The organism is Primorskyibacter flagellatus (assembly GCF_900176485.1).
Classification (GTDB): Bacteria; Pseudomonadota; Alphaproteobacteria; order Rhodobacterales; family Rhodobacteraceae; genus Primorskyibacter; species Primorskyibacter flagellatus.
The window spans coordinates 424,500-437,598 of record NZ_FWYD01000002.1; the positions used below are offsets into that span (position 1 = coordinate 424,500).

8 protein-coding genes are annotated in these 13,099 nt (G+C 59.0%); 6 read left to right on the forward strand and 2 right to left on the reverse strand.

The window, feature by feature from the left end; genetic code table 11:
• Nucleotides 1-8: 8 nt before the first annotated feature.
• Nucleotides 9-1,316 (reverse strand): OmpP1/FadL family transporter, encoded by a 1,308-nt coding sequence (locus B8991_RS04885; RefSeq protein WP_084350877.1) that lies wholly within the window; start codon nucleotides 1,314-1,316, stop codon nucleotides 9-11.
• 704 nt (nucleotides 1,317-2,020) lie between these two features.
• On the opposite strand from B8991_RS04885, the gene B8991_RS04890 reads away from it, so the two are divergent.
• The 6 genes from B8991_RS04890 to B8991_RS04915 are packed head-to-tail and all read left to right on the forward strand — an operon-like array spanning nucleotide 2,021 to nucleotide 11,507.
• Nucleotides 2,021-3,097, forward strand: coding sequence for a type 2 periplasmic-binding domain-containing protein (locus B8991_RS04890; protein ID WP_179141425.1), 1,077 nt, complete (start codon nucleotides 2,021-2,023; stop codon nucleotides 3,095-3,097).
• Between the two features lie 6 nt (nucleotides 3,098-3,103).
• Entirely contained in the window at nucleotides 3,104-4,069 is a 966-nt protein-coding gene (locus B8991_RS04895) for a nucleoside/nucleotide kinase family protein (protein WP_218673187.1), read from the forward strand.
• Nucleotides 4,066-4,752, forward strand: coding sequence for a class I SAM-dependent methyltransferase (locus B8991_RS04900; RefSeq protein WP_084350883.1), 687 nt, complete (start codon nucleotides 4,066-4,068; stop codon nucleotides 4,750-4,752). Before B8991_RS04895 ends, B8991_RS04900 begins: the two co-directional genes overlap by 4 nt.
• A 3-nt stretch (nucleotides 4,753-4,755) precedes the next feature.
• Nucleotides 4,756-6,606, forward strand: a complete 1,851-nt coding sequence (locus B8991_RS04905) for an SLC13 family permease (protein ID WP_084350885.1) — start codon at nucleotides 4,756-4,758, stop codon at nucleotides 6,604-6,606.
• Nucleotides 6,606-7,670 carry an ABC transporter substrate-binding protein gene (locus B8991_RS04910; RefSeq protein ID WP_084350887.1) on the forward strand — a complete coding sequence of 355 codons (1,065 nt, stop codon included), beginning with the start codon at nucleotides 6,606-6,608 and terminating at the stop codon, nucleotides 7,668-7,670. Before B8991_RS04905 ends, B8991_RS04910 begins: the two co-directional genes overlap by 1 nt.
• Before the next feature lie 51 nt (nucleotides 7,671-7,721).
• Complete coding sequence (locus B8991_RS04915; protein ID WP_084350889.1) at nucleotides 7,722-11,507, forward strand: nSTAND1 domain-containing NTPase; 3,786 nt, start codon at nucleotides 7,722-7,724, stop codon at nucleotides 11,505-11,507.
• A 211-nt stretch (nucleotides 11,508-11,718) separates the two neighbouring features.
• Here the strand turns inward: B8991_RS04915 and B8991_RS04920 are convergent, their stop codons facing one another.
• Nucleotides 11,719-13,095 carry a TRAP transporter large permease gene (locus B8991_RS04920; protein WP_084350891.1) on the reverse strand — a complete coding sequence of 459 codons (1,377 nt, stop codon included), beginning with the start codon at nucleotides 13,093-13,095 and terminating at the stop codon, nucleotides 11,719-11,721.
• Nucleotides 13,096-13,099 lie beyond the last annotated feature (4 nt).

Below are 13,099 nucleotides of genomic sequence, written 5' to 3' on the forward strand. Positions count from 1 at the left end.
CCCAAGCGTCAGAAGCTGTGCACATATTGAACCATGACAATATCCGCATCGATCTTGATGTCGCCATTCAGCGAACCTCGTCCGGGATTGGTGGCTTCGGTCAGACGGATCGGTGCGTCGTCAAAGAACGTGTGCGCATAGCCGAACTTGATGGACCGCGACGGCGAGAACGCATGCGACAGGCCAAGGCCAACATAGTAGCGATGCGCATTGGGTGCCCGCGGGTTGCGGACCTTGGTCGGTGTCGGGGTTTCGTCATAGGCGAGCCCCCCGAAAATCTTGGTCTTGGGCGTCACCTGATAGCCTGCGCCGACGGCGACATAGATTGCGTCGTGCCAGCCGTTTTTGACCTCGATGGTTCCAAGACCATTCGACGTCTCAACGATCGTGTCTGTAAATTTGCTCCACCCGGTCAGTGTTGCCGACCCGTAGACCTCCAGCTTGTCGTTGATTTGCCCATGCGCGCCAAGCTGCAACATCCACGGCGTAGCAATATCGTATTTCGCCGATCCGGAATCCGAGATGCCAAAGCCGGGCAGCGCGGCCAATGCTGCCGTCGATCCGTCGATCTGTACGTCGCCGTCGAATTCATGGTTGATCGCTGACCGATAGGAGACGCCGAACCGCCATTGATCCGTCGCCTGATATTCCAGACCGACCGTGGCCCCGAATGCCAGCTTGTCGCCCTCAAACGTCGCCAATGCATCAGTCCCGCGCGCCGGAGCAGCGGGCGTTGTCGAAATGTTGGTCGCGAATTTCGAGGTATAATACTGGATGTTGAGTCCCGCACCGAGGCTAAGCTGTTCAGTGACCTGATAAGACAGCATCGGGCTGAGGTTGTAGGCTGTCAGTTCTGTTGTCGTCGCGGTGTATCGGGATGCGGCTGTGTCAGTATAGTCCGATTCCGTCGCCCAGGGTGCGTTGAACGCCAGCCCGAAATGCAGCTTGTCCGACAGTTGCTTGCTCACATACCAGAAACCGGAAAAGGTCGTGTCGAGGAATTGCGACGGCTCTGACGGGTTCCCGTCTGTGATCGGCACGCCGCCGGATGTGGTAGCAGACAGCCCTTCAAACGTGTCGGTTGGCAGGATCAGCGTCACACCGGCAGACGCATTCCATCCCGGAAACCGGCTCAGCGACGCAGGGTTGGAAAACATCGCCGATACGTCGTCAATGCCCGCACCATTCGCGGCATAGGCTGTTCCCAGCCCCATCGCGCTTTGATGCAGGTTTTGGTAGCCATTGGCCATCGCCGAAATCGGAACTGCCAGCGCCACCATCAGGGTCACCGTTGATAAATGTCTTTTCAAGAGCATGACGCTTGTCCTCTGCGTGACGCCGTGGCCCGTTAATGATCGGTCATCGGCAATATGCGCAAGCGCCCCTATGGCCTTGCTTTGCTGGGAACTGGAAAAATTACGCTCTGGAAACCGCCGGTCGGATGTGATCCCGACCTAAGGCAAATCTGAATGGCTTGGATACCTGCCGAAAAAAGACAGCAGCGCCAGCCACGGCGTACACCTATACATATGCTACTTATGCAACCTTAGACTGTATCAGGTAAACCCCGATAACATTGCTTGGCACCGCCAGTTCGCAAATCATAAGATGTGGATTTTCGGTCACACACACCGTCCCCCCACATCAGGCTGCGGGCGATAAGCCTTAAGACAATGGCAAATAAGTGTAAACTTGCCCGACCCCAAGGGTTGTGTCGCGTGGCTGACAAGGCGATGTCTCTTGACGTAGCACTACTATTACGGAAACATGCGTACATCTTTAACGGCAGCGTATCCAAGGCAACAGATTTTGGCCGGACCATGCCTGCTGGAATACGCTTGCCCCTGACGAACACCTGATGAAACCGAACCGCAGGAAACGCATTACCTTGGCCAGGACCATTCTTCACGCCGCGGGTTCGGTCTTTGGTTGTCTGCGTGCATGGGTTTTTCTGGCCATAATGGGTGTCATTTCAACAATGCCCGCATTGGCCCAGACCTGTGATGTTGACTTTGTGCCGATGCCCGCCGGCTTCCCGGACCAGCCGATCAATATCTTCATTCCGCGCAGCACCGCATCCGGATCGCTGCCGCTGAGTGACGAGATCGCAAAGGCCATCCGCAATCTCAAGGACGCCGACGGCAACGATCTGAACATCGAGGTGAACCTTCTGTTCAAGTTCGGTGGCAATCTGGACGTCGCGCTGGAGTATTTCTCAGAGCTGCCGCCAAACGGGTATAACGTCATACAGCTTAACGACACCTATGCCAGCCTGCTTGCCACATCACCCGATCAGGATGTGTTCCTGACGCCCCTGAACATCGCGCAGATCACCTTCAGTCAGCTGTACATCCGCACGGACGATACCCGGTTTTCGGATCTTGGCGGGTTTGTCGATCACGCATCGGCGGGTGACACCTCGACCTTGAAAATCGCGATTTTCGGCGGCGATGATACCGGCCTTGGGCTTGAGGATTTCCTGCTGGAAAAGTTCGAGCAAGCTTTTCTGATCCCGCTCGACACCTCTGCCGAAACGCCGGTGATCGAAGAGGTGCCGACCACGGCCAACGACCCAGCCACCCCGCCCGCCTTTGTGCCGCAAGCCTATGAAAGCGGGTCCGAAAGGTACTTTTCGCTGTTCAACAAGACGGACAGCAAGGATGGCTACGCCGATGCCCTGATCGAGCAACCCGGCGACATTGCGCGGCTGATAGAAGGTGGTTTCCTGAAGCCGATCTTCACCTTGCTGCCAAAGAAGGACGTTACACAGGCGCTGACCGCGCGACTTGGGCCGACCACGTCTTTCGCTACGCCTGACCGGGAACAATGCCATGCCTATTACCGGTTCCGGGGCTTTTTCGTACAGCAGAACATACCGCCCGAACGACGACAATTTCTGGACTGGTTGTTCCAGCAAGCCTTCAACTCCGAGAGTTTTCAGAAATTCAATCGCACACACTATATGGATGTCCTGTATACTAACCCGGACATCATCAGCAGCTACTGCTCCAGAAAACAGGCAGAAGCGTTCTTTTTCGATAGTATCAGCCATTTCAAAGAGTGTTTGGACGCGGCGAGCCCTGACAATGCTCGATGAATGGAGATGCCCGAATTGAACGATCCGACTGTCGATCGGCTGGCTCGCGCCGCGTTGCAAAGCGATACAGAGGCGTATCGCTTGATCGCGAAACGTCTGTCCCGAAACCCGCTGGAGACTGCCTTGTTCGGTGGTAAATGGAACGGGGATCACGTCGAGCGCCGCTTGCGGCTGTTCCGCGATCTGACGCCGGAATATGAACGAGTGATGGCGGGTTTTGGCATCTCTGATCCCAGCGCGACTTTCCTGTTCGAGATCATCGTGCCGCTTACGCAATATCTGGGCCAACGCGCGACCGAAGCGTCCGGCACCTTTCTGGTTGGCATCGGCGGCGGTCCGGGGGTTGGCAAAACGACGCAATCCAAGATCCTGTCCGCCTGTCTGCCGATGATGGCGTCTGCCAAGCAACGCTGTCTCAGCCTTTCGCTGGACGACTTCTATTTCCCGAAAGAAGAACGTCTGCGCCGTGGACACAAGTGGCGGACCTTGCCCGGATCGCATGATACCGAACGGCTTTGCGCGTTTGTCTCGTCACTTGATCGCCGGGGCGAGACGTTGACCGTTCCACGCTACGATCTGGGCCGCGACACGCCAGCGGCGGACGAGGTTCTGCCGGACACGCCCGACATCTGCATTTTCGACGGGGCGATGGTCGGCGCGCGCTGCCCCGGCTATGACACACTGGCAGATCGGTTCGATTTCTTCATCTACCTCGACGCCCCGATTGCCCAATTGCAACAATGGCGTTTTGGCCGAGAACGCAAAATCCGCCAACAAACCCATGGGCAGGCCGGATTTACCGAAGAGCAGATGCAAGCGTTCTGGAACGAAGCCTTGCAACCCAGCATCACCCAATGGGTCATGCCAAACGCACGCATCGCCGATGTGGTGCTGGAAATCGGGCCTGACAGAAATCTTCTGGGGGTCCGTCGGCCGCAATCGCAGGCCAAGACAGAGGCAGAGACTATATGACCGTGACAAACGAGGCAGAGAAACAGGCGCGCGTAGACGCCCTGCTGGTGCAAGGCAAAAACGTGTATCAGCCGCTTTACAACTACCCCCACAAGCCCGCGATTGGGCCGCTGCGCCCCTGCTTGGACCGTTGCCGCGCGGTCGAGGAGGCGATGGGTGACAATATAGAGGGACGCAAGCTGTGGGATGCGGGCTGTTCACTGGGCTATAACACGCTGTATTTCGTGGATCGCGGCATGATCGGGCGCGGCAGCGATATTGACCCGCGCAATGTCAGCCTGTGTCAGGAAATCCAGCTCTACACGCCCGGCAGCGCCACATTCGTGCAAGAAGAGCTTTCGGCTGAAACCTGCGCGCAAATAGCGCCCGGAGACTTCGACTATGCGTTTTTCTTCAGCATTCTCCACCACATCGTGCAAAACAAGGGGTTAAAGCATGTTCAGGGCATGATGCAGATGCTGACGGAGCGCATTCCGGTTCTGTTTGTCGAATTGGCGCTGAAATCCGAGATCCCGCCCCCCGGCTATACGTGGGACACTTATTTGCCGGACGAAGAGTTGGCAATTTTTGAGACCTGTGGCGCGCTTGATATTCAGCTGATTGGCCACTTTGCCACTCATGTCGGGCCAGTTCCCCGCCCGCTGTACCGCGTTTCGCGCAAAAACGGCGGCGGGACATCCTGAGCAATGGCAACCAATGCCCTCTCTGCTGACAAATTGCTGTCCGACCCGATCCTCGGGCAATTATCAGCGATTCAGCTATCAAAACTCTTGCCACATATCGAGACGCGCGTGATTTCGGCGGGGGCATATCTGTACCAGACGGGCGACGCCGCCCGGACCGTCTATCTGATCCAGCGCGGCACGATCCGCCTGGAATGCGCGAGCGGCCGCTTTGTCACGCGGAATGAAGGCTATGCAGGCGAAGAGGCCTTGCTGGGCATCGACACCCACACGGATGCCGCCATCGCGGTAGAAGACTCCAACGTGCTGGCGATCCCGGCCGTAGCCCTTGCGGGCATAGCCGAGATCAGCCGATCCCTGCGTGAGCTTTTCTTCAAATCCTACGCCAGCCGCTACGATGATCCGGGCAATGCCGCCACGTCGCAGATCCCCGCGACGCTAACAGGCGATGCAACACTCCTCGCAATTGCCGGTTGGCTTCAAGCCATCGTCTGGCCGGTTGCGGTGTATTACATCGGCCCTGCCATCGGCCTAAGCGACGCCGCGACCGATTTCCTCGCCATAATCTCGGTCACTGTCTGCATGTGGCTGTTCGGCTTGGTGCCGGAATATGTGCCGCCGTTGTTTGCCGCGCTTGCGGTGATCTTGTTGGATGTCGCGCCGCCCGAACAGGCGCTGTCCGGCTTTCGTTCCGAAAGCTTCTTCATCTGCCTCAGCATCTTCGGCATCGGGGCGTTGATGGTTGCATCGGGCGTGACTTATCGGTTCTCGCTGTGGGTCTTGTCGCGCGTCCCTTCTACGTCGCTTGGGTACAGCCTCAGCCTGTTTGGCCTTGGGACGCTGCTGTCGCCGATCATTCCGTCGGTGGTGGGCCGCATCACCATCATCTCGCCCTTTCTCGTGGACCTGGTCGAGATCTCCAAGGCCGGGCGCAAAGACGTTTTTGCCAATCGGCTGATCTTTAGTCTGACGGCGGGTGTGTCGATTTTTGTGCCGCTGTTTCTGACGGCATCTGTGCCCAACCTTGTGGTGTACGGGCTTCTTGATCCCCAAACGCAATTCGCGTTTGACTGGCTGTCGTGGTTCAACGCGGCCTCGGTCTTTGGCCTGCTTGTGCTGGTGTCCTACTTCGCAGTCTCTGTGGTGCTTTTCCGCGGCGCGCGGCAATTTTCCATCCCGCGGCAGACCATCCTGGAACAACGCCGCATCCTCGGCCCCATCGCACGTCTGGAATGGATCGCAATTCTGGCGGTATCCGCCATGACCCTCGGCATCCTGACAGAGGCACTGCACGGGATCGACGTGCCATGGGTTGCGCTGGCCATTTTCGTGACGCTCATGCTGTTCGGTTCGCTTCAGCGCGAAGCGTTGCGCAACCAGATCGACTGGCCGGTGCTGGTCTATATCGGGGCAATCGTCGGCTGGGTGCCCATTGCCGCCAGCACGGGGCTGGACACGTTCATCGTCAGCCATCTGGGGTGGCTCGGCGCGTATATGCGCAGCGACTTTCCGCTCTTTATCCTGATGTTATCGGCCATGATCCTGCTGGTGCGGCTGGCCCTGCCCACCGGTGTCACTGTGGTGCTGTTCGCGACCGCGCTGTTTCCGCTGGCCATCGCGCAGGGCACGTCACTGTGGTTGATTGGCTTTGTCATCCTTGCCGTCGCCGATACGTTCATTTTTCCGTATCAAAGCTCGTATTTCCTGAAGCTTCGCAACGATCTTGCAGCACGCGGCATGGCCGAAGTTTGTGACGAGTCGCGCATCATCACCGCGAATATTGTCATGCTGGCCCTGCGGATCGGCGCAATTTACGGCTCGCTGGTGTACTGGCAAAAGCTGGATTTGATCTGATGAACAGAAACTCTCTGCGCATCGCTGTCATGCTGGTCTTCATGGGGCTGTTTTTTGCGCTGGTCTACTGGCAGAAAAGCCGCGCTCAGCAGATCCTGATTATCCACAGCTACAATACAGATTACTCATGGGTCGAGGCGATCAACGAAGGCATCGAACGCGCGATAAAGGATCATCCGGGCATCTTGGTCCGCTATCATTACATGGATCTGAAGAACCATACAGGTGAGCATTTTCGGCGCACAGCCGCAAAGCTGGCCAACAGGGTGGTCGAGGAATCCCAGCCAGACGTGCTGATCCTGTTCGACGACCCCGCGCAAACGCTGGTGGGTCAGAAGTTTTTCAAGGACCGCGAAGACGGGCAGCCAGCGATCAAAGTAGTGTTTGGCGGGGTCAATGGTGATCCCGCCGCCTATTACGGCGATAGCAAAAATGTCAGCGGCATCCTCGAACGCAAACCGATGGAGGTGATCCGCGACATTTCGCTTACGCTACTTCAAGTGCAGGTCGCGGAGGGGGTGGCACCAATCGCCAAGCCCCGCGTCGTGTTCATCGGTGACAGGTCAGCATCCATCACTGCCGACATTCCGCATTTTACCAGCATCGACTGGGCTCCGTTCGAGTGGCTGGACCCGGTGCAAGTGGACACGTTCGACGAATGGAAACAGGCGGTGCAGCGCGCCGGGCAGGATGCGGACCTTATTCTTGTAACCAACTATCAACAGATCCGCGACGGCGAGGACGGACCCTTCATTCGTCCGGCCAGTCAGGTTATGAAATGGGCCGAGGCAAACGCCACCGTGCCGATCGTCGGCATGGGCTGGACCAACAGCCAGGATGGCGCGATGCTCAGCGTATCGGCGTCACCCTACGAACAGGGCGAGGTCGCAGCCCGCGAAGCCCTGTCGGTCCTGGACGGGGCCGCGCCGATGGGCACGATGACGTCAAAGCAGTTTCTGGTCCATATATGTCAACCGGCGCTGGAACGGCGCGGCCTGATCGTCCCCTTCATCCACGAAGCCTTTGCCCGCGCCACAGGCAACTTCTACACGGGAGATTGTTAACGTGGCCGTCCCCGCAAAGCGCAGCTGGCGGCAAATTGAAACAGACGCCGTATGAGCACGATCTTCATCAGCCACAGTTCTGCCGACAGTGCGCTGGCCAAGCAGCTTGAAGCACGGCTGCGGCAGCAGAACCATGTCTGCGTATTTCTTGATCTTGATCCGACCAAGGGCATCGTTGCGGGACGCAGTTGGGAAAGGACGCTCTACCGCAAACTGCGGGCCTGTCGGGTTGTGATTGCGATCTGCACGGAATCCTACCTGCAATCACACTGGTGCTTTGCCGAGATCGCCCTGGCCCGAATGGAGGGCAAGCCGATCATGGCGCTTCTGGCCGATCCGTTGGCGCCGGATGCCAAGCTGCCCTCGATCATCACCGAAAAGCAGTTCATCGACCTGCGGGCGAACCCCGAGGACGGATACAGGCGGCTCTGGCACGGGCTGTCGGAACTGGATCTGCTGGGCGCGGTTGGCGATTGGGACCCCAGATCATCGCCCTATCTTGGTCTGAACGCGTATCACGAAGAACATGCACCGGTATTTTTCGGCCGCGAAAACGAGGTTCGCGCAGGCGTTGAATTGCTGGACCGTGGCGCACCGGGGCTGATCATGGTGCTGGGGGCTTCCGGCAGCGGCAAATCCTCGCTCGCGCGCGCCGGTATTCTGCCCCGGCTGCGCCGCGAACCGAAACACTGGGTGATCGTCGATCCGTTTCGCCCCGGTCGCGACCCGTTTGCGGAACTGGCTCAATCGCTCAGTAATTCGTTGCGGCGCTACGCCCCCAACGCAACACCCGACGCGCGCAAGCCCGAAAACATCCAACGGCGGCTGGAGACATGGCACAAAGCACCGCCCCTGCTGCTGACGCATCAAATGGAGCCAGATCCCCCGACAGCAGAGACAAAGCCACAGGAAGACGAACGCCTTCACAATCTTCTGGCAAGGCTTGAGGCCCTCCGCCACGAACCGCCCTCGGACGCAAACGCGTCGTTGCTTGAATTTCTGGACTGGAGCCTCGATGACCTCCGGCGGATCTGCAATCAAGAACCCGAGGATGCGCCGATGCGTCCCGGATCCACCCCGCTTGTCGATTTTGCTTATCAATTGCGTCGCAGCGCCGGCCAGCCCGAAGCGCAGCTGCTGGTGGTTATCGACCAGTTCGAGGAACTTCTTGGCCAACTCGGGACCAATGCCCAGACTGCGCATTTCCTGAACCTTCTGGCGGCGTCGCTGGATGTCGAAGATTCACCGATCACCGTCTTTGTCACGATGCGGTCGGATTTTCTGGAATCCTTTCAGCACGCGAACGCGCAGCTTGGCATGGATTTCGAGACGCTGTCGCTTGGCCCCATGGCGGTCGAAGGCATGCGGCAGGTGATCGAAGCGCCGGCCAAGCTGGGCGCGATAGAGTTGGAGCCCGGACTGGCCGATCGGCTGCTTGAGGATGCCAGCACGGCCGATGCGCTACCGCTTCTGTCCTTCACCCTTTGGCTGATGTGGCGCGATTGTCATCAGGCCGGATTGCTGACCCTGGACGCCTATAAGGTTTTGGGCGGTCTGGATGGTGCCATCGCGGGCGAGGCGGACGCCATCCTTGCCCGCGCCCGCCAGAACGACAAGGAACCCGCGCTGCGTATCGCATTTCTGCAAATGGTGCGGCTTGCGGATGACGGCCAGTTTGCGCGCCAGCCCGTGCCTTGGGATGCGCCGGAATTGCGCCCCGTGGAAGACCTGCTTGACAGTTTTGTCGAGCGGCGGCTGCTGGTTTCGCGCGCCGAGGGTGGCACACGGGTGCTGGAAGTGGCGCATGAGTCGCTGTTCCGGACTTGGAAGCCGCTGCGCAGTTGGATCGAGGATCACCGGGCGGAATTTCTGCTGCGACAACAGGTCAGGCAAGCCTCTGTCGCATGGGACAAGGCCGGGCGTCCCGCCGATCATCTCTGGCGCGGATCACGGCTTGAACAAGCGGTCGAACTTCTCAACCGCGGCGGATTTGACGGGCGGACCACAGACCACAAAACCGGCAAGGCGTTTGTGCAAACAAGCGAGGCGATGCGAAAACGCCAAGGCCGCAGGCGCCGCAATATCGTGATGGCAGTCACTGCGGTGCTGCTGGGGTTTCTGGGATATGCTTTGGTCAAGGAACACGAGGCCAAGATGTCCGAACGCATGTCCTGGGCACGGCAGCAGGCGCTAACTGCACTTGGCCTGATGGGCACGGACCCGGTGCAAAGCATGGTCACGGCGCGCTCGGCCGTTTGCGTGACCCAAACCCATGATGGGCTGGTGCTGCCCGCCGCGCAGAGCGCGCTGAACCGCGCGGTGCAGGCTGCGCAGAGGCAGCAAACCTTGAAAGGTCACAAACATGCCGTGACCGACGTTCATTTCCTCCCGCCGCCAGGCGACGGCGGCACCGCAGTGCAGCACATGATCTCGCTGGATCGAAACCGCTCGGTGCTGACGTGGAATGTGCCGGACGACACGGCCCGTCAGTGCAGCGGAACACCCGCACCCAAATTGGCTGCTGACAGGGTTCGGCAGTTTGCAGCCAGCCCCTCCGGCGGCTTTTTCATCGCGGCGGTGGCCGGCGGCAATGTCGACTTATATGACATATCCAATCCTGCGGACCGCCCGAAACTGTCTGCGGTCATGCCACAACAGGTCGAGGTGTCGGCCATTTCCGTGGCCCCCGATGGCAGCCGCACAGCGGTTGCGGGCCGGGACGGGTCCGTGGTGGTCACACCGATTTCCGATAAGTCTTGGACGACAAACGGTATTGCCTTGCCGCGGCAAGATGTTCGCGTCACTCATCTTGCTTTCAGCGAGGATGCCCGCGTGCTTGCTACGGCGGGTTGGGACGGCAAGCTTACACTTTGGGATGCCGCCACTGGTGCGCTGCTTCACCGGCTTGAAAGCCACGCCGAAGGCGTCACGGCGCTCGCGTTCAAGGATGGTATGCTGGCCAGCGGTGGCTGGGATAAAATGGTCAAGGTCTGGGACATATCGTCGGGCAAGCTGATACATCGCTACGCACATGATGCCGCAATCTCTGCCCTCGCATTTGTGCCCGATAGCGACGCTGTTCACATCTTGGCAAGCGCCAGTTGGGACAAGACCGTTCGGCTATGGGACGTCACCATGGGAAGCGCGCTGCACACGCTGGAACACAGCGCTCCTGTCGTGTCGCTTGCAGTAGCGCCTAAGTCGGCCAATGTCCCGGAGGCAGGCCCGCTTCGTATTGCCACGGGTGATTGGAGTGGCCGGGTCTATCTCTGGACGCTGGACAAGGGCGCAAAAACGACCGCGGCCTCAAAGATCGTGGCTCATCACCAACAGCCGGTGAATGCCCTGAGTTTCAACGAGGATGCCAGCCGACTTGCCAGCGCCAGCGACGATTCCACGATCAAGCTGTCCAAGCTGACCGACCGGACTGACCAATATGACTGGAAAAGCGGGCTGGACGTACGGCAGTTCAACCGCGGCGCAACCAATGAGAAATGGATCGCTGTCATTACCCAAAACGGCGTGCAGGTTCAGGACGCGCATGAAGGCGGGGTCCGGCAATCGGTGACCGGCTATTCGGGCAACGCCGAGGGTGTTGCGTTCAGCGCCGGCACATCCAGCAGGCTGGCGGTCGCGGCGGACACTTTGTTCGAGTATTACCTTGATCCGCAGGAATTGTTGATATGCGCCGACAAAATGATCGCGCAAGATCCCACTACGCACGCAGCCGGGAAATCCATGGCAGAGCTTTGTTCGCAGGTGGCGCTGCCTTCGGACATTGCCAGTATATGGTCCAGGGGCCGCGCCTTTCTGACTCGATTCCTTACCTTCCAGTGAGATGCGCAACCGTCAGTCCGTTGAGGACTTTCAGCATCACGCCGCTCAACATGCGCTCCAAAGCAAGTTTCGTCCAAGCAGACGATGAAATCAGCCTATTTTGACACGATATATCTGCGTTGACGTCCGGCCCCAATCGGCCCTCTCGGCGCGAAAAGCCAGAAGGCCGATATGATCCTTAAACCGAATGATGTGTTCGAGTTTGTCGCATCTAGTTGGTGATGATCTCCGGCCCCATGAAGGTTGTCGGCAACCATGTCGACAGGATCGGGATATAGGTGACCATGATCAGGAACACGAACAGCACTGCCAGAAACGGAAGCGAGGCCCGCACGACCCGCATCATCGGCATTCCGGCGACGCCGGATGTGACGAACAGGTTCAGGCCGACGGGCGGCGTGATCATCCCGATTTCCATGTTCACCACCATGATGATGCCCAGATGGATGGGGTCGATGCCCAGTTGAATCGCGATGGGAAAGACCAAAGGTGCGACGATGACGATCAGGCCCGACGGCTCCATGAACTGCCCGCCGATCAGCAGGATCACGTTGACGATCACCAGAAACATCACCGCGCCGAAGCCCGCAGACAGCATCGCGCCGGCGATCTGCTGGGGGATCTGCTCGTCCGTCAGGACGTGTTTCAGGATCAGTGCGTTGGCGATGATGAACATCAACGTCACCGTCAGCTTGCCCGCCTCGAAAAGCGTATCGCGGGTGTCGCGATGAAAGAACACCGTGATCAGTGCTATCGGCTTGTCCAGCAAGGTCAGGTTGCGCTGGCCTTCGGGGCGCGACAGGGGCCCCATGTCGCGGTAGACAAAGCTGGCGATGAAGAAGGCGTAGACGGCCGCCACCGCCGCTGCCTCCGTCGGGGTGAAGATACCGCCGTAGATGCCGCCAAGGATGATGACGATCAGGAACAGACCCCACCCCGCTTCGCGCCCGGCAAGAAACACTTCTCCCCAGCCCTTCCATTCGCCTTTCGGCAATTTCCTGACAACCGCGATGATGAAAATCGTCAGCATCAGCATCGAGCCCGCCATCAGCCCCGGAATGACGCCGGCCAGAAACATGCGCCCAACCGAGACGTCAGTGGCAGACGCATAGACCACCATCACGATGGAGGGCGGGATCAGGATGCCCAGCGTGCCCGCATTGGCGATGACACCGGCGGCAAAATCCTTGGAATAGCCCACCTGCCGCATGCCCGCGATCACGATGGAGCCGATGGCGACCACAGTGGCAGGCGAAGACCCTGACAGCGCTGCGAAAAGCATGCAGGCAAAAACCCCCGCGATGGCCAACCCGCCGGGCAGGTGCCCCACAATCGCAATGGAAAACCGGATGATGCGCTTCGCCACGCCGCCAGTGGACATGAAGCTGGACGCGAGGATGAAGAACGGGATCGCCAGCAACGTGTAATGCCCGGCCATCGCCTGAAAGAAGGTCTGTGCGATAGATGCCAGCGATGTATCGCTCAGCACCAGCAGGAAGACGATGGATGACAGGCCCAGACTGACCGCAATCGGCACACCGATCAGCATCAGACCGATAACCATGACGAATAGTGAGACAACTTCCATGTCG